At 68.2% G+C, this 16,142-nt stretch carries 18 protein-coding genes; 12 read left to right on the forward strand and 6 right to left on the reverse strand.

Translation table 11 applies throughout. The features are described from left to right. The first annotated feature begins 42 nt into the window (after positions 1-42). From MST3598_RS06035 to MST3598_RS06065, 7 genes are read left to right on the forward strand one after another with little or no spacing between them, the layout of a single operon-like run. Positions 43-1,239, forward strand: coding sequence for a CpaF family protein (locus tag MST3598_RS06035; protein ID WP_231494494.1), 1,197 nt, complete (start codon positions 43-45; stop codon positions 1,237-1,239). Continuing rightward, a complete protein-coding gene (locus tag MST3598_RS06040; RefSeq protein ID WP_029260592.1) occupies positions 1,236-2,093 on the forward strand; it encodes a type II secretion system F family protein in 858 nt (285 codons plus the stop codon). Before MST3598_RS06035 ends, MST3598_RS06040 begins: the two co-directional genes overlap by 4 nt. Then, a complete protein-coding gene (locus MST3598_RS06045) occupies positions 2,081-3,028 on the forward strand; it encodes a type II secretion system F family protein (RefSeq protein WP_231494495.1) in 948 nt (315 codons plus the stop codon). The genes MST3598_RS06040 and MST3598_RS06045 overlap by 13 nt, the downstream gene beginning before the upstream one ends. A gap of 21 nt (positions 3,029-3,049) precedes the next feature. Continuing rightward, positions 3,050-3,262: a hypothetical protein gene (locus tag MST3598_RS06050; RefSeq protein WP_029260594.1), complete on the forward strand. Its 213-nt coding sequence runs from the start codon at positions 3,050-3,052 to the stop codon at positions 3,260-3,262. A 1-nt stretch (position 3,263) separates the two neighbouring features. Continuing rightward, positions 3,264-3,665 (forward strand): TadE/TadG family type IV pilus assembly protein, encoded by a 402-nt coding sequence (locus tag MST3598_RS06055; RefSeq protein ID WP_029260595.1) that lies wholly within the window; start codon positions 3,264-3,266, stop codon positions 3,663-3,665. Further along, positions 3,634-4,089, forward strand: a complete 456-nt coding sequence (locus tag MST3598_RS06060; protein WP_021199793.1) for a hypothetical protein — start codon at positions 3,634-3,636, stop codon at positions 4,087-4,089. Before MST3598_RS06055 ends, MST3598_RS06060 begins: the two co-directional genes overlap by 32 nt. After that, a complete protein-coding gene (locus MST3598_RS06065) occupies positions 4,086-4,526 on the forward strand; it encodes a pilus assembly protein TadG-related protein (protein WP_046398939.1) in 441 nt (146 codons plus the stop codon). The genes MST3598_RS06060 and MST3598_RS06065 overlap by 4 nt, the downstream gene beginning before the upstream one ends. A gap of 62 nt (positions 4,527-4,588) precedes the next feature. Here MST3598_RS06065 and MST3598_RS06070 read toward each other — a convergent pair whose 3' ends face one another. Continuing rightward, entirely contained in the window at positions 4,589-5,149 is a 561-nt protein-coding gene (locus MST3598_RS06070) for an NUDIX hydrolase (protein WP_051671220.1), read from the reverse strand. Continuing rightward, entirely contained in the window at positions 5,146-6,405 is a 1,260-nt protein-coding gene (locus MST3598_RS06075; protein ID WP_029260597.1) for an MFS transporter, read from the reverse strand. The genes MST3598_RS06070 and MST3598_RS06075 overlap by 4 nt, the downstream gene beginning before the upstream one ends. Before the next feature lie 121 nt (positions 6,406-6,526). On the opposite strand from MST3598_RS06075, the gene prfB reads away from it, so the two are divergent. Next, on the forward strand, positions 6,527-7,636 hold the full coding sequence (gene prfB, locus MST3598_RS06080; RefSeq protein WP_029260598.1) for a peptide chain release factor 2: 1,110 nt from the start codon (positions 6,527-6,529) through the stop codon (positions 7,634-7,636). Positions 7,637-7,690: 54 nt separating this feature from the next. Here the strand turns inward: prfB and MST3598_RS06085 are convergent, their stop codons facing one another. Both MST3598_RS06085 and MST3598_RS06090 read right to left on the reverse strand, forming a co-directional pair. Then, positions 7,691-8,767 carry a DUF2510 domain-containing protein gene (locus tag MST3598_RS06085; protein WP_051671221.1) on the reverse strand — a complete coding sequence of 359 codons (1,077 nt, stop codon included), beginning with the start codon at positions 8,765-8,767 and terminating at the stop codon, positions 7,691-7,693. A 198-nt stretch (positions 8,768-8,965) separates the two neighbouring features. Next, positions 8,966-9,973 carry a DUF2510 domain-containing protein gene (locus MST3598_RS06090; protein WP_029260600.1) on the reverse strand — a complete coding sequence of 336 codons (1,008 nt, stop codon included), beginning with the start codon at positions 9,971-9,973 and terminating at the stop codon, positions 8,966-8,968. Between the two features lie 184 nt (positions 9,974-10,157). Between MST3598_RS06090 and ftsE the strand changes: the two genes are divergently transcribed. The 3 genes from ftsE to smpB all read left to right on the forward strand — a co-directional run bounded on the left by ftsE (position 10,158) and on the right by smpB (position 12,742). Further along, on the forward strand, positions 10,158-11,291 hold the full coding sequence (gene ftsE / locus MST3598_RS06095; RefSeq protein WP_021199786.1) for a cell division ATP-binding protein FtsE: 1,134 nt from the start codon (positions 10,158-10,160) through the stop codon (positions 11,289-11,291). Continuing rightward, on the forward strand, positions 11,288-12,202 hold the full coding sequence (ftsX, locus tag MST3598_RS06100; RefSeq protein ID WP_029260601.1) for a permease-like cell division protein FtsX: 915 nt from the start codon (positions 11,288-11,290) through the stop codon (positions 12,200-12,202). The genes ftsE and ftsX overlap by 4 nt, the downstream gene beginning before the upstream one ends. A gap of 63 nt (positions 12,203-12,265) precedes the next feature. Beyond that, positions 12,266-12,742: an SsrA-binding protein SmpB gene (gene smpB, locus MST3598_RS06105; protein WP_021199784.1), complete on the forward strand. Its 477-nt coding sequence runs from the start codon at positions 12,266-12,268 to the stop codon at positions 12,740-12,742. A 56-nt stretch (positions 12,743-12,798) separates the two neighbouring features. Here the strand turns inward: smpB and MST3598_RS06110 are convergent, their stop codons facing one another. Next, positions 12,799-14,667 carry a S9 family peptidase gene (locus tag MST3598_RS06110; RefSeq protein WP_029260602.1) on the reverse strand — a complete coding sequence of 623 codons (1,869 nt, stop codon included), beginning with the start codon at positions 14,665-14,667 and terminating at the stop codon, positions 12,799-12,801. A gap of 93 nt (positions 14,668-14,760) precedes the next feature. Then, complete coding sequence (gene lexA / locus MST3598_RS06115; protein ID WP_021199782.1) at positions 14,761-15,447, reverse strand: transcriptional repressor LexA; 687 nt, start codon at positions 15,445-15,447, stop codon at positions 14,761-14,763. Positions 15,448-15,736: 289 nt separating this feature from the next. On the opposite strand from lexA, the gene MST3598_RS06120 reads away from it, so the two are divergent. Next, on the forward strand, positions 15,737-16,105 hold the full coding sequence (locus MST3598_RS06120; protein WP_021199781.1) for a LysM peptidoglycan-binding domain-containing protein: 369 nt from the start codon (positions 15,737-15,739) through the stop codon (positions 16,103-16,105). Positions 16,106-16,142: the final 37 nt, after the last annotated feature.

Below are 16,142 nucleotides of genomic sequence, written 5' to 3' on the forward strand. Positions count from 1 at the left end.
TAACTTCCGAGGCAGGCCTCGGATTGTTGCGAGGATGCCGGGGTGAGTCATCCGTCCGCCCTTGTCGCCGAGCGCGTGCGGTCGCGTCTGCGTGCCGAGGGCATCGATCCGTCCGTCGATCCGGACGCGGCATGGCGGATCACCCATGCCGAGGTCCGGCGTCACGACGATCTCGCCCTCGCTCGCGGCGAGTCCCTGATCGACGATGAAGCGGCGTGTGTGAGAGAGGTCATGGCGTCGCTCAGCGGATTCGGTGCGCTGCAACCGCTGCTCGACGATCCGGAGATCGAGGAGATCTGGCTCAACGGAACGGGACACGTGCACGTCGCGCGAGAGGGAACGGCCGAGCGGACGTCCCTTCGTCTCGACGAAGGGACCGTGCGCGACGTCGTCGAGCGCATGCTGCAGTCGACCGGTCGGCGGGTCGACATCAGCCAGCCGTTCGTGGATGCTTCGCTGCCGGACGGGTCCCGTCTGCATGTGGCGATCGCTGATGTGGTGAGGGGCTCGTGGGCGGTCAACATCCGCAAGTTCCTGCCGAAGTACCGATCTCTCGGAGCGCTCGCCGCGCAGGGGATGATGCCCGCCGATGTCGCCGAGCTGCTGCGGGTGGCTATGAACGACGGCAAGAGCGTGATCGTCTCCGGCGCCACGCACGCGGGAAAGACCACGATGCTCGGCGCGCTGCTGGCCTCGTGCGCCGACGTTCAACGCATCGTCACGGTGGAGGAGACGTTCGAACTGGCCGTGGAGGGGCTCGATCTCGTCGCGCTGCAGGGGCGACAGGCGAGCCTCGAGGGGACCGGGGAGATCACGTTGCGCAGGCTGGTGAAGGAGGCGTTGCGTATGCGACCGGACCGTCTCGTGATCGGCGAGGTCCGCGACGCGGAAGCTCTCGATCTGGTCCTCGCGCTCAACACCGGGGTGCCGGGCGCATGCACCGTGCATGCGAATTCTGCGGCCGAGGCCATCGAGAAGCTCACGATCCTTCCACTCTTGGCCGGGCGGAACATCGATCGTGAGTTCATCGCCCCTGCACTCGCCGCGTCTGTCGACCTGGTCGTGCACTGCGCAAGGGACCGCGCGGGGCAGCGACACGTGCAGGAGATCATCGCCCCGACCGGCGACCTCGCCGAAGGACGGCTCCAGACCAGGAACGTCTACCGGGCAGGAGCGCCAACGAGCGACGGCATCGGCACCGGCCGCAGCGAGCCACGCCTGATCGGGATCGTGTCGTGACAGTTTTCGTCGGCGCCCTCCTCGCGGCCGGGGTGCTTCTGTGCCTGTCGCCCTGGATGTGGCCGCGATCGGACGCGGCCGAGGCGGCCACCCGGCGAGGGCGACTCGTCCGCCTGATCGAGGAGGCCGGCTTCGACCGGCTCTCCCGGCGCGCGCTCCTCGTCATCGTCACCGCGGCCGGACTGATAGCCGCATCGGTCGCCTGGCTCCTGACCGGGATCGCCGTACTCGCGCTGCTGGCGGGCGTCGCGGGAGCCGTCGCACCCATCGTGTTGTTGCGGGGGCGCCGAGCGCGGTTGCGACGGTTGCGGCGACAGCTCTGGCCGGACGTGTGCGATCTCCTGATCGCGGCGATTCGCGTGGGCCTATCGCTCCCCGACGCAGTGGCGAGCCTGGCGGAGTCCGCGCCGAAGACGCTGAGACCGGCATTCGTCGTGTTCGCGAGGGATCTGCGTGCGAGCGGCAGATTCGAGACCAGCCTCGACCGACTCAAATCCACGCTGGCCGACCCCATCGGCGATCGCATCGCCGAGACATTGCGGATGGCGCGTCAGGTCGGTGGCACGGAACTGATCAGTGTGCTGCGCGCGCTGTCGAGTTCGGTGCGGGCGGATGCCGCCCTGCGGGGCGAAGTCGAGGCTCGCCAGTCATGGATCCGGGGCGCGGCCGTCCTCGGCGCGATCGCCCCCTGGGTGATCATGGGGCTGCTCGTTCTCCGGCCTGAGGGAGCAGCAGCGTACGGCACTCCCGAAGGGATGCTCGTGATCTGCCTGGGAGCAGCGGTGTCGGTGGTCGCGTTTCACATCATGGTCCGCATCGGCAGGCTTCCTGAGCCGCGGCGGTGGTTCGGGTGAACGGGGTCTCGGCGCTCGCGATCGCGGTTCTGATCGGGTGCGGCTTCGCTGCGGGGATGCTGAGCATCCTCTCCGTGCTTCCGCGCTGGAGAGCGGCATCTCTCGTCGTGCGGATCGGGCCGTATGTGCGCGATGTCGTCGCTGACGACTACCTGCCCCGAGGTGTCCTCCCCGCGGTGGGATCACTTCCCACGAGCGGGCGGACGCTGTGGGAGCGTGCGCGGGGCGCTTTCGAGAGGCTGGTCGGCGGGGGCGAGGCTCTCCGCCAGCGCCTCGCGCAGGCGGGTGTGCGCACGAGCCCCGCATCGTTCCGTGGTCGGCAACTGGGCTGGGGCCTCGCCGGGATCGGTGTGGGCGCAGTCGTGCTGACCGTGCTCGCGCTGGCCGGACGGCTGACGGTGCCGACGAGTGTGATGCCGCTGCTCTGCGGGGCGGCTGCCGCCGCTGCGTACGACCTTCAGCTCTCTGTGAGGGCCAAGGCTCGCCGGGTGCGACTCACCGACGAGCTCCCGACGACTCTCGAGTTCCTGGCTCTGTGCCTCTCCGCAGGTGAGGGGTTCCTCGATTCTCTGCGTCGGGTGGCCGACGTGGGCTCCGGCGAACTCACTGCTGAACTGCGCCAGGTGGTGCTCGCGGTCGGCACGGGCTCGCCGCTGGCCGACGCACTGCACGAGATGGCGCGACGCCTCCAGCTTCCCGAACTGTCGCGCGTCGTCGACCAGGTGATCGCGGCGCTCGAGCATGGTGCGCCCCTCGCCGCGGTACTGCACGCTCAGGCGGGTGATGCGCGCGAAGACGCGAAACGTGTGCTGATCGAGCAGGCGGGACGCAAAGAGATCCTGATGCTTCTCCCGCTCGTCTTCCTGATCCTTCCGCTCTCGGTGCTCTTCGCCGTGTATCCAGGGCTGTTCATCCTCCGGCTCGGCATCGGCTGACCGCACGACGAAAGGACCACCATGACCGCACGAACGCAGGAGCGGCGGCGACGCCCCTGGCATGACGCCGCACCCCGGTTCCGCGCCTTCATCTACGACGAAACGGGTGACGTTCCCGGATGGGTGCTCGTCACGTTGATGACCGCGGGATTGGTGGTGCTCATCTGGGCCGTCGCCGGTCCTGCTCTGACCTCGCTGTTCGAGCAGGCGATCCAGAGGGTCTCGGGGCTCTGACATGGAGGACCGGAGTGGTTGCGCGGATGATCGCGGCTCCAGCCCGGTGGAGTTCGTGCTGGTCGGAACGCTCCTCACCGCCCTCACACTCGCTGTGCTTCAGCTCGCCTTCGCGGTGTACGTGCGCAACGTGGTGCACGACGCTGCCGTCGAAGGCGCCTACCACGCGGCTCTCGCCGATACGACCCCGGAGGAGGGCATCGCACGCACCAGAGACGTGATCTCGCGAGCGGTGGGGGCGGACTACGCCGAGGACATCCGCATCGGCGTCTCCGGCGCCCCGCCGTACGAGACGGTCGACGTCCGGGTCCGCACGACGTTTCCGCTGCTCGGACTGATCGGCCTCCCCCTCGCGATGGAGGTGGAGGCTCGTGCACCTGCCGAGACTTTCGGAGAAGAATGACGAGGGATCGGCCGCGCTCGAGTTCATCGCGGTGGGGGTGATCCTTCTCGTGCCGCTCATCTATCTCGTGATCGCGCTCGGTGCGATCCAGGAACAGACGCTCGGAGCCGAGGCAGCAGCACGGCACGTCGCCCGTGTCGTCGCGCGCGCACCCGATGCGACGACGGCGGCGGAGAGGAGCGATGCGGTGCTGGCGGGGATCGTGGACGAGTACGGTCTGGATGAGGAAGCGGTGAATCTGACGATCGCCTGCACCCCACGCGCGGTCGAGTGCCCGTCAGCCGGGGCGACCATCGTCGTCACCGTCACCACGTCGGTGCGACTTCCATTGGTGCCGGAGATGCTCGGACTCGATCGCTCGACCGCTGTCCCCGTGCAAGCCGAAGCGGTGCAGAAGGTGTCGCGACTGTGGGGCGCAGAATGAGAGACCTGTCCCGGACAGGGACGGGCGCCGTCGGCGACCACGAAGAGGGGAGTGTGCTGCTCCTCACCCTCGGCTACGTGCTTCTGGCTCTGGCCGTGATCTTCGTGTGCGTCTGCGCGACCGATCTCTACATCGCCCAGAAGCGGTTGGATGCGCTCGCCGATTCCGCCGCGCTCGCCGGAGCGGACGGCTTCACCCTGGCGGTGCGCGACGGCAGCGTGCGTGCCGAACTCACGGATGACGGCGTCGAGCAGCAAGCCGAGGCGATGGTGTCCGCGTTGCCGGGGGAGGCGTCGATCACCGCCGCAGGCACGCCTGACGGCGTCACCGCACGAGTCACCGTCACGGCGGAGTGGCGTCCGCCCTTGGTGTCCGTGTTCGTGCCCGACGGCGTCCCGCTGGAGTCGACCGCCACGAGTCGCACCGCCCTGCGGTGACCGGCCCCTGTGGTGACCGGCCCCTGCGGTGACCGGCCCCTGCGGTGACAGGACCCTGGGGATCAGCGTGGGGCGCGCAGCTGCGCGAGCAGTCCGTCGAGTCGAGGAACGAGCTGCGGCGGCACCTCGGCCGGCAGCGCGTCGACCGGCCACCAGCGCAGGTCTTCCGATTCCTCGCTCACCGTGAGCGCAGCGTCGCGGTCGACGACCACGGCGATCCCGACGTCGAGGTGCGAGGCGCAGGAGCCGAAGCGGGACGAAAGTCCGTGATGGTCGAGATCGTAGGCGAGAGGTGCGGCCGCCGGGTCCACCGCGATACCCGTCTCCTCGCGCAGTTCGCGCAATGCACCGCTCAGGACCGAATCGTCTCCGTCCTCGACGTGACCTCCCGGCTGCACCCAGAACTGCCCCTTGCGATGGAAGACGAGCAGCGTGTGCTCGAGCGACACATCGAACACGACACATGACGCGGTGAGGTGATCCGGGCCCGACTCACGATGCACCGGGCCTCCGTCGGCCCCGAAGAACGAGGCGAAGTCGGCCTGCGCGGCGCGGTCGCGCTCCGATCGGGGCGCGAAGGCCGAGATCAGGCGGTGGGCGTCCGCTTCCAGAGTCGAGATCATTCCTGTTCTCCTTCGGAGGAGTCGTCGTCGGCTTCCGGTCGTTCGCGAGGGACGAACTGCGGGATCCAGCGCAGGAAGCCGAGGGCGCCGACCAGACCGACCACACCCATCGCGGCCGCCGCGAACGGCAGGGCGGCGACAGCGGTGATGGCCGAGACCAGTAGCGGAGCGATCGCCCCGCCCGCGTCGGTGAGCGTGCGCCAGGAACCGAGGAAGGCCGCGGGTTCGCGCTTCGGCGCGACGTCGGCGCCCAGGGTCAACAGGATCCCGCTCGACAGGCCGTTGCCGACACCGAGGACCGCGGCGAACATGCCGAACCACAGCACCGCCGCATCGACGTCGTGCGTGAAGGACAGCGCGAGGAAGCCGGCTCCCATCAGCACCATCGCGGGCATCGCCGCCCACAGTCGACCGAAGCGATCCATCACCTGCCCGCTCGCGTAGAACAGGGCGAAGTCGATGGCCCCGGAGACACCGACGACGAGGGCGATGGTCGAGGCGTCCAATCCCAGCGACAGTCCCCAGAGCGGCAGCACGACCTGACGAGCCGAGCGCACGGCGGAGAGCGACGCGGCGGCGAGTCCGAGGCGTCCGAGCACCGCCCGCTGGCGCCACATCGTCTGGAAGATGCCCAGGCGTTCGACTGTCGGGATCGACCCGCTCACCGCCTCGCCGGAGTCTTCCAGATAGCGCTCGTGGGCGCTCGCCGGAACGGGAGGGATCATCTTCTCCGGGTCGGGCCCGAAGAGCACCAGCACCACCATGACCACGAGACAGGCGAGGAAGAACCAGATCGCCGCGCTCTCACTCCCGAACAGCTGCAGGAGTCCTGCGGCCACGAACGGTCCGATGAAGATGCCGAGGCGGAAGCTGCCGCCGAGAAGGGAGAGGGAGCGCGCGCGGAAGGCGACCGGCACCCGAGTCGTCATGAAGGCGTGCCGGGCGAGACCGAAGGCCGCCGCGCAGATCCCGAGGAGGAACACGGATGCCGCCAGCACGCCCAGCGACGGCGCGAACACCATCCCGATCCCGGCGACGATCGCGATCACGCCGGCGATCACCATCGTGTATCTCTCGCCGACCTTGCCCACTGCCCATCCGGCGGGGAGATTCCCGCACAGCTGCCCGATGACGAGCGCGGAGGCCACGAGTGCCGCGAACGCCACGTCTGCGCCCATGGACGCGGCGAGCACCGGGATCAGCGGGATCACGGCTCCCTCGCCGAGTGCGAAGAGGATCGTCGGCAGGTACACCATGGGTCCGAATTGCCGAACGACCGTCGATGCACTGCTCACAGCTTCACGCTACTCCGCTCGACCAGGGATCTCGGACGACGGGGTCCCCGCGCGGGCAGGCGGCACGTTAGGCTGAGGTGTCATGCTCGAACTAGATCTCTCCGCCGAAATCCAGGCGCTCAGGCACACCTTCGGCGACATCAGCGAGGTCGTCGATGTCTCCCGTCTCCGCGACGACATCGCGCGTCTCAGCGAGGAGGCCGGCGCCCCCGACCTCTGGGACGACACCGAGAACGCGCAGAAGGTGACCAGCGCACTCAGCCACCGTCAGTCCGAGCTCGCCCGCATCACCGGCATCGCTCAGCGTCTCGACGACCTCGAGGTGCTCGTCGGGCTCGCGAACGAGATGGGCGATGAGGACTCCGCACAGGAGGCTCGTGCCGAACTCGCCGCCCTCACCGACCTGATCAACCAGCTCGAGGTGCAGACGCTGCTCGACGGCGAATACGACGAGCGATCCGCGATCATCACGATCCGCTCCGGCGCGGGCGGCGACGACGCCACCGATTTCGCCGAGATGCTGATGCGCATGTACCTGCGCTGGGCGGAACGGCACAAGTACCCGGTCAAGGTCATGGACACGTCCTACGCAGAGGGCGCGGGCATCAAGTCGGCGACCTTCGAGATCGACGCGCCCTACGCCTTCGGCACCATCTCGGTCGAGGCCGGAACGCATCGCCTCGCGCGCATCAGCCCGTTCGGCTCGGCCGACAAGCGCCAGACGTCGTTCGCCGCCGTCGAGGTCATCCCGCTGATGGAGGAGGCCACCGAGGTCGACATCCCGGAGAGCGATATCCGCGTCGACGTCTTCCGCTCCTCCGGTCCCGGTGGGCAGTCGGTCAACACGACCGACTCGGCCGTGCGCCTCACCCACCTCCCGACCGGCATCGTCGTCTCCATGCAGAACGAGAAGTCGCAGATCCAGAACCGCGCCGCAGCGATGCGCGTGCTGCAGACCCGATTGCTGCTGTTGCAGAAGGAGCAGGAGGCGGCGAAGAAGAAGGAGCTCGCGGGCAACATCACCGCGAGCTGGGGCGACCAGATGCGCTCCTACTTCCTCTACGGCCAGCAGCTGGTGAAAGATCTCCGCACGGGTCAGGAGTCCGGCAACCCTGCGGCCGTCTTCGACGGCGATCTCGACGACTTCATCTCCGCGGGCATCCGTTGGCGTAAGCGCAAGATCGAGGACTGAGTCCACGAAGAAGGCCCCGGAGCGATCCGGGGCCTTCTTGCTGCGCGCGCGCGTTCAGCGCCCGGAGTCGCGGAGGGTCCCGGTCACATCCTCGTAGCTGAAGAGGATGCACTGCACGGTGCGGTCGTTCTCCCGGATCCAGGTCGCCTTCGTCGGCTGGTAGTTGTAGAAGTCGAGTTCGGAAGCCTCGTAGGATCTGCCGACATACGCCTCGAACGCCTCATAACAGCCGTTCCACGCACTTTCGTTCAGCACGTCGTCGCCGGGGAATTCGCCGTCCTCGACGTCGTAGATGAAGAAGACCTCGTCGGTATGCGGTTGCTCACAGGGAACCACGGGCAGCTCGAACACCAATTCGTCTTCGCCGTACTCGACCAATGGCAGGCAGTCGCCCACTTCGAGGTCGGCGAAGGGCACCATCTCGGCACCCTCGATCGACGAGGGGTCCTGGCTCTCGGTGGCGGTGCCGCCATCCGTCGGCCGTTCGCTGGGAGTGCCGAACGACGTGCCGTCGGTATCCGGCGACGAGGTCGTCGCGGCCACCAGGAAGGACACAGCGGCAGCGAGGATCGCACCGACCACGGCGATGACGAGACCGGTGATCCCCGGCCACTTCCTTCCGCGGAGGAACAGGGAGATGAGCGACATCACGAACCCGACCGCGAGAAGGGCCCATCCGGCGATCGCGATCGCGGGAATGCAGGCACTGACGACGCCGACGATGACGGCGACCAGGCCGAAGATGCCCACCACCGGCACTCCGGCCGCAGGCTGCGGAGAAGGAGTCACCGGCCACGTGGCCGCCGGATACCCTCCATAGGGCGCGGAGGTCGTGCTGGTCTGGGGCGCTGCGGCAGCCGATGGAGAGAACGTCTGGCCGGCGAGCGTGTATGGCGGGACGAAGGGCGCCTGCTCGGCGTCGGCTGAGGGAACGACAGGTGCGGCCGGTTCCGGAGTCGACCCGGCGGGGGTCGACGCGGCTGCGGTCGTCTCGGCTGCGGTCGTCTCGGCTGCGGTCGTCTCGGTGGCGGGTGCGTGTTGCCCGGTGACGACGTGCTCCGTCCACTGCAGTCCGTCCCACCACCGTCGGTTTCCGGAGCCGTCGTCGTACCAGCCGGCAGGTGTTGTCATCAGGCGTTCCGTGCGTCTTTCTCGGTCGGCGGATGCGCGGTGAGGTCGTCTCGCCACGCTGGCCTCTCCACAGGGGCTCGGCCGTCAGTGACGACGGTAGCGGCGCTGCGGGGTCTGTGTCGAATGAGAAGACGATCACGTGAAGAAGGCCTCGGGAGCACGGTGCTCCCGAGGCCTTCTTGGCCCATTGGGGACGGGTCAGGGCACCAAGCACCCGGTGATCGCATCGGTGTCGCCGAGCACCTCGGCGACACCGTACAGGGCATCGGTGTCGGTGAGGGTGCCGTCGCTGTCGGCGATCGTGCGCAGCGTCGCATTGTCGAGGTCGGAGGCGACGAAGAGGTCGGCGAGGCAGGTGATCTGAGCCTCGGTGTACCCCTCTGCACCTGACGAGGCGAGAATGGCCGTCAGACCTTGCGCGACCTCAGGAGCGGTCGGACGAACTCCGACATCCGTTCCTTCGGAGCCGTCGGTATCGCTCGGCGCGGTGGCCTCGATCGACGGAGAAGAGGTGGGCAGCTTGTCGATCTCCTCGCTCACTCCCTGCGCGAAGGCGAAGAGGTAGACGAACGACATCACGATGCCGATGATCGTCCCGACGACCGCCAGGATGAGTCCGGCGATGCCCGGCCACTTCTTCCCCTTGAGGAACAGCGAGATGAGCGACACGATGAATCCCGCGCCGAGCAGGATGAAGCCGAAGAATCCGATCACCGGGATGAAGACCAGGATGGTGCCGAGCACCCCGAGCCCGAGCCCGACGAGTCCGAGAATCGAGAGCTTCTTCGGTTCCTCGACGGCAGGCTGCCCGTACGGGGCTGCAGCCGGATACCCCGTCGTGCTGCCGGAGTACGCCGGGGCGGTGCCGGGGTAGACGTCGGCCGACGGCGTCGGAACCTCCGCCGGGGCGGCTGGAGCGGCCGGAGCGGCTGGTGCGGAGTAGGCGCCGAGGTCGTCGCTCAGGGGAGTCGTCGGTGCGGTCGCGTCCGGCGACGGGGGTGTGGTCGCGGTGTCGTCGGATGCACGGATCACGGTGTCGTCGATCGACGATGCCGAGGACCCGGCCTGTTCCGAAGACCCGGCGTGCGCGTCGGGATCGACCGCGGCGTCCGCGGCCTCCGGGGCGAAGTGCTCGGTCCACTGCTGGCCGTCCCACCAGCGCTGTCGACCCGATCCGTCGTCGTACCATCCTGCGGGCGTTGTCATGGCTCCCCCTTGAAAGAACTCGGCAGCTGCTTCCTGCAGCCGACATCTTCATGTATAGCAGTGGGAGGCGACGCGCCACCGGGTCGCGGATGGGGAGCTCTCCCCATCCGGCCCTGAGGGCGGAAGCGCCGTGCGGGGTGTCGCTCGCGGCCAGGCGACAGCACGCACTTAGGCTCGTAGCGCCATGATTCGGTTCGAGAACGTCACGAAACGCTACCGCGGGACGTCGAAGCCCGCCCTTTCCGGAGTCGACTTCGAGGTCCAACGCGGGGAGTTCGTCTTCCTCGTCGGAGCCTCGGGTTCCGGCAAGTCCTCCTGTCTGCGCCTTATTCTGCGCGAAGACGTCCCGACGTCGGGGCGGGTCGCGGTGCTCGGCAGAGACCTGCGCGCGCTCGCGAACCGGAAGGTGCCGTACTTCCGCCGCCACATCGGGTCGGTCTTCCAGGACTTCCGGTTGCTGCCTTCGAAGACCGTCTACCAGAACGTCGCGTTCACGCTTCAGGTGACCGGTTCGTCGCGCGGCTTCATCCAGCAGGCGGTTCCGGAGGCTCTCGCCCTCGTGGGGCTCGACGGCAAACAGAAGCGGATGCCCCACGAGCTCTCGGGTGGAGAGCAGCAGCGGGTCGCCATCGCGCGAGCCCTCGTCAACCGTCCCCAGGTTCTGCTCGCCGACGAGCCGACCGGAAACCTCGACCCCGCGACGTCGGTCGACATCATGCAGCTGCTCGCTCGCATCAACGCCGGCGGCACCACTGTGTTGATGGCCACGCACGAAGCCGGATTCGTCGACCAGATGCAGCGCCGAGTGATCGAGCTGCGTGACGGGGAGATGGTGCGCGACGAGGTGCACGGCGGATACGGCGACACCTCCAACATCCCGCGCCTCGTCCCGGAGGAGGTGCGCGGAGCGGCGGCGGCGGCTGCTCTCACCGCGGTCCAGGAGGTGCAGCGTCAGACAGCCGATCTCTCGGTGGTGCGTGCCGCGCTGGCCGAGGAGCTCAGCACTCAGCGCAAGGCGGCCGCGTCCTCCGTCGACCGCGAGGGAGAGACCGTGGTTCCCCCGGCCCCGCGCACGGTCGAACCTCCGGAGCCGGTGCATTCCCCGGAGACCGGCGCCGCGGCCGGAGTCGTGGAGCCTCCTGCTGTCGCGGAGACCCCTGCTGTCGCGGAGCCTCGTGCTGTCGTGGAACCTCCGACGGTGATCCGGCCGCGTACCCATCCGATCGCTCTGCCGACGGTGGACGTCGCCGAGCTCGGCGTCGCCGATCGCCTCGGACTCTCCGATGAAGACGACGAGGAAGTGGGCCCGACCTCATGAGAATCGGACTCATCCTGACCGAAGCCCTGGGCGGCCTGCGGCGGAACATCTCGATGGTGATCTCCGTCGTGCTCGTCACCTTCGTCTCCTTGACGTTCGTGGGCGCCGCGATCCTCATGCAGGGGCAGATCGGGGTCATGCGCGGGTACTGGGCCGAACGTGCCCAGGTGGCGGTGTACATGTGTTCGGCGGTCTCGGAATCCGAGACGTGCCTCGACGGCGCGGCGAGCGAGGAGCAGGTCGCCTCCGTCCGGGCTCAGCTCGAGGGTGACGCGCTCAAGCCGCTCATCAGCTCCATGACCTTCGATACGAAGGAAGAGACGTACGCCAAGCTCGTCGACCAGCTCGGCGCGGACCAGGCGAGCGTGCTCTCGCCCGACCAGGCGTTCGAGGTGTTCTTCGTCACGATGAAGGATCCTGGTCAGTCGCAGGTGCTCGCCGAGGCCTTCAGCGGACAGGCCGGGGTCGAGCAGGTCAAGGACCAGCTGCAGTATCTCGAGCCGTTGTTCTCCGCGTTGACGGTCGCGACCTACATCGCGGTGGGAATCGCCGTGCTCATGCTCATCGCGGCGACCCTACTGATCGGCACGACCATCCGATTGTCCGCGTATGCGAGGCGCAAGGAGATCGGCATCATGCGCTTGGTCGGAGCTTCGAACCGCTTCATCCAGACGCCGTTCGTCCTCGAGGGCGTGTTCGCCGCCTTCCTCGGCTCGGCTCTGGCCAGCGCCGCCGTCGTCGCCGGTATGCACTTCGGGGTCAACGGCTACCTGCGGGGGAGGGTGCCGTTCATCACCACATGGGTCACGATGCAGGACGCGGCTCTCGTGGTTCCCGTGCTGATCGGGATCGGCGTGATCCTCGCCGCGCTCTCCGCCGGCTTCGCGATCCGACGCTGGCTGCGTACCTGATAGCCTGAAAGGCTGCCCGGTCGGAACGATCGATCGAGCTCATCACGGCAACAGGAGAGCATCATGCCCAGGGAACGCGGAGAGAAGGTCGTCGCGACCAATCGTCGCGCACGTCACGACTACACGATCGAGAAGTCGTACGAAGCGGGGATGGTGCTCACCGGCACCGAGGTCAAGTCGCTGCGTCAGGGTCGCGCCAACCTCAGTGACGGCTATGCGTTCGTGAAGGGGAACGAGGTCTTCCTCGATTCCGTGCACATCCCCGAGTACTCGCAGGGGCACTGGACGAACCACTCGGCCAAACGCATCCGCAAGCTGCTCCTCCATCGCGAGGAGATCGCCAAGATCGCGCACGCCGTCTCGGCCGGGGGATACACCCTCATCCCGCTGAAGCTGTACTTCTCCGACGGTCGTGCCAAGGTCGAGATCGCCCTGGCGAAGGGCAAGCGCGAATACGACAAGCGGCAGACCCTGCGCGAGCGTCAGGACACCCGTGAGGCCGACCGTGCCATGCGTCTGCGCAATCGCGTGGGAGAGTAGCCCCGGGCTCTCAGGCCCCGACCCTCACGGCACTGCCGTGACGAGTCGACAGCCCGTCACGGGCGCGGGTGGAAGCCGAAGACGCGGCCGAGGAACGCCAGCTCGCGGTCGAGGGAGTCGACGATGGTCTCCGCGCTCCGGAAACCATGTCCCTCGGTGGGATAGAGGACGTACTCGTGCTCGATGCCGCGCTCTGCCAGAGCATCGCGGATCGCCTCGGACTGGGATGGAGGGACGACGCGGTCCTCGCCGCCCTGCAGAAGCAGGACGGGGACAGTGATGCGATCTGTGTGCGTGAGCGGTGAACGCTCGACGTACAGATGCTCGTACTCGGGCAGCGGGCCCACCAGACCGTCGATGTACGATGCCTCGAAGTCATGAGTCTCCGCGGCCAGCATGCGCAGGTCGGCGACGCCGTAGCGGCTGATCCCCGCGGCGAAGGCTCCGCCTCGTACCAGTGCCGACAGCACGGTCCAGCCGCCTGCCGATCCGCCGCGGATGGCCAGGCGGTCGGGGTCGGCGAGCCCGGAGGCAGCCAGGCCCCGCGCCGCCGCGATCACGTCGTCGACGTCGACGACACCCCACTGGCCGTCCAAGCGTTCGCGATAGGCACGACCATAGCCGGTGGAGCCCCCGTAGTTCACGTCGAGCACGCCGATCCCGCGGCTCGTGTAGAAGGCGATCGCTGCCGAGGCTGCCCCGGTCACATGCGCCGTCGGTCCGCCGTGGACCAGCACGACGTAGGGCGGGAGCTCGTCGTCGGGGGCCTCCTCGTCGGGGTTCGCCGGCGGATAGGCGAATGCGTGCACGGCGCCGTGCGGACCGTCGATCTCGATCGACATCGACGCCGGCATCCAGCGCGGATCGACGGGCTCCCCGCCGCGCACGGCGACGACCTCCCCCGACTCGATATCGACGCACCAGAGCCCCGCCGCCACCCGGGAACCGTTGCCGGAGAGCAGCACCCGGGTGCCGTGGACCGCATCGACGCTCACATGACCGTCGCCGGGGAACTCGATGATGCTCTCGCCCCCTCCGGTGTCGATCACGACGACGTCGTCGCGCCCGTTCGTGCGGACGGCGACGATGCGGCCGTCCTCCAACGGCTGATACCAGCGGTTGCCGAGCACCCAGAGCCCGTAGCCCGTGTCGGCATCGGACGGGGCCAGCGGCCGCGGGGATCCGGAAGGCGTCACCCCGTCGATGGCGATGCGGTGGAGTGTCCAGCGGTCATCGGCGACGTCGGCGAAGACCAGTTCCGTGTCGCTGAGCCACTCGGGCTGCAGCGCCGCTCGCGAGGGGATCGTCCGCGGGAGGCCTCCGTCGACCTCGGCGATCTGCACGCGCGCGCTCTCCCACGGCATCTTCCCCCGTTCCCAGGCGATCCACGCGGCGCGGGTCCCGTCAGGGGAGAATGCGGGGTGGGCGAAGAACCCCTCGCCCTGCACGATCACGCTGACCGCGGACTCGTCTTCTGCGGCGGAGCCGTCGAGCGGGATCTCGACGATCGCGCGGAGGTGCGGGGTGGTCGAGAGGTCTTCGCGCACGGCGAGCAGACGTCCGTCCTGCACGCGCAGACCTCCGTGCGCGGGACCGGCAGCGGTGAGCGTGACGAGATCCCCGTCGGGGGTCAGGCGGCGCACCCGCTGGTCTGAGGCGTCGACGAAGTAGAGCGTCCCCCGATCGTCCGCCGTCCAGGCGCCACCACCGTATTCGTGCACGCGGGAGCGGGCGTTCCAGGGCGCGGGGAGGACCTCGGCGCCCGTGGAACTCCGTACCGTCACCCGTCCCTTCTCGGACGGCACCGACTCACCCCACCAGATCTCCGTGCCGACGAAGCGGGCGCCGTCGATGCGAGGAGAGGACGCCGCGACTGATGCCGCGGAGAAAGGCGAAGGCCAGGAACCGTAGGGGGACGACGTCATGCTTCGAGCCTATGGGGCGCTGGCACGAGCGTCACGCGGGGCGCACACGAAGGCCCTCCAGGGAACCGGGAGGGCCTTCGTCGTGCTCTCGTCTCAGACCGCGCGGAGCACCGCCACGATCTTGCCGAGGATCACGGCTTCATCGCCCAGGATGGGCTCGAACGCCGAGTTGCGCGGGAGCAGCCACGTGTGGCCGTCGCGACGGCGCAGCACCTTGACGGTGGCCTCGCCGTCGAGCATCGCCGCGACGATCTCGCCGTTCTCGGCGCTGTTCTGCGAACGGACGACGACCCAGTCGCCGTCGCAGATGGCGGCGTCGATCATCGACTCGCCGGAGACCTTGAGCATGAACAGGTCGCCCTTGCCCACCAGCTGGCGGGGGAGCGGGAAGATCTCCTCGACCTGCTGGTCGGCGGTGATCGGCACACCCGCGGCGATTCGTCCGACGAGGGGGACGAGTGCCGCATCGCCGACCGGGGTCGCCACGTCGGCGGGGTTCTCGGTGCTGGCCCCCGGCAGGTCGATGAGCACTTCCATGGCGCGGGTCTTCCCGGGGTCGCGACGCAGATAGCCGCTGAGCTCCAACTGCCCGAGCTGGTGGGTGACGCTGGAGAGGGACTTGAGACCGACGGCGTCGCCGATCTCGCGCATGCTCGGCGGGTAGCCGTGGTGCGCGATCGAGTTCTGGATGACCTCTAGGATCGCCATCTGCTTCGGGCTGAGGCTCTTCCGGCGGCGCGTGCGCGGTGCCTCCGACTCGGGGGCAGAGTTCTCGCTCATGGTGCTCCTTCAGTGCGTGATCCGACGTCCCTCTTCGAATGTCGGAGGCCCGTGGTGGGGTGTCCTTATCGAAACCGTATCCGAGAAACGGGCCGATCTGGAAGATCTGTTCGAGCGTGTCGGCTCATTTCCGGATTCGGTTTCGAAGAATACTTGACAGATGTTCGAACTCGAAGATATCTTCGGTACGTAGCTTCGCATTCACGGCTCCCGGCCGAGACGAGAATGCGAACGCTACGCCAACTTCCCCGGCGGCCTCACCGCTCCGGGACAGGCTAAGGAGCACCACATGAGCAGCATCAGCTTCAGCACCGCAGCAGTCATTCCGGCGTCGACCCGTCCCACGACGCGACTCCGACTGACGACGCGTGGCCGCGCCGTGCTGCTGGCCTTCGCCTCGGTCCCGCTCGCGATCGGTATCGCCTTCGCGGCGCTCAGCGGTGGCAGCGCGATCGCTTCGGGAGCAGATTCGGCCGCCGTCAGCGTCGAGACCGTGACCGTCATGCCGGGAGACACCCTCTGGTCGATCGCCACCAGCGTCGCTCCCGATGCCGACCCGCGCGACGTCATCGGTGAGATCAGCCGGATGAACCTGCTGCGCGGTGGAGAACTCCAGATCGGCCAGACGCTCGCCATCCCGGCCCAGTACGTGAACTGATCCGGCGGCGGCAGCACAGCAGCAACTTTGCGTCATC

The sequence above is a fragment of the Microbacterium sp. TPU 3598 genome (genome assembly GCF_002356155.1).
Lineage (GTDB): Bacteria > Actinomycetota > Actinomycetes > Actinomycetales > Microbacteriaceae > Microbacterium > Microbacterium maritypicum_A.

Excerpts from the sequence above, each read along its gene's own strand:
- lexA (WP_021199782.1), bottom strand. The coding sequence starts at position 15,447 with ATGAGCGAGAACTCTGCCCCCGAGTCGGAGGCACCGCGCACGCGCCGC.
- prfB (WP_029260598.1), top strand. The coding sequence starts at position 6,527 with ATGCTCGAACTAGATCTCTCCGCCGAAATCCAGGCGCTCAGGCACACC.
- MST3598_RS06120 (WP_021199781.1), top strand. The coding sequence starts at position 15,737 with ATGAGCAGCATCAGCTTCAGCACCGCAGCAGTCATTCCGGCGTCGACC.
- MST3598_RS06085 (WP_051671221.1), bottom strand. The coding sequence starts at position 8,767 with ATGACAACACCTGCCGGCTGGTACGACGACGGCTCCGGAAACCGACGG.
- MST3598_RS06070 (WP_051671220.1), bottom strand. The coding sequence starts at position 5,149 with ATGATCTCGACTCTGGAAGCGGACGCCCACCGCCTGATCTCGGCCTTC.
- ftsX (WP_029260601.1), top strand. The coding sequence starts at position 11,288 with ATGAGAATCGGACTCATCCTGACCGAAGCCCTGGGCGGCCTGCGGCGG.
- MST3598_RS06065 (WP_046398939.1), top strand. The coding sequence starts at position 4,086 with ATGAGAGACCTGTCCCGGACAGGGACGGGCGCCGTCGGCGACCACGAA.
- MST3598_RS06110 (WP_029260602.1), bottom strand. The coding sequence starts at position 14,667 with ATGACGTCGTCCCCCTACGGTTCCTGGCCTTCGCCTTTCTCCGCGGCA.
- MST3598_RS06075 (WP_029260597.1), bottom strand. The coding sequence starts at position 6,405 with ATGGTGTACCTGCCGACGATCCTCTTCGCACTCGGCGAGGGAGCCGTG.
- ftsE (WP_021199786.1), top strand. The coding sequence starts at position 10,158 with ATGATTCGGTTCGAGAACGTCACGAAACGCTACCGCGGGACGTCGAAG.
- MST3598_RS06050 (WP_029260594.1), top strand. The coding sequence starts at position 3,050 with ATGACCGCACGAACGCAGGAGCGGCGGCGACGCCCCTGGCATGACGCC.
- smpB (WP_021199784.1), top strand. The coding sequence starts at position 12,266 with ATGCCCAGGGAACGCGGAGAGAAGGTCGTCGCGACCAATCGTCGCGCA.
- MST3598_RS06055 (WP_029260595.1), top strand. The coding sequence starts at position 3,264 with ATGGAGGACCGGAGTGGTTGCGCGGATGATCGCGGCTCCAGCCCGGTG.
- MST3598_RS06090 (WP_029260600.1), bottom strand. The coding sequence starts at position 9,973 with ATGACAACGCCCGCAGGATGGTACGACGACGGATCGGGTCGACAGCGC.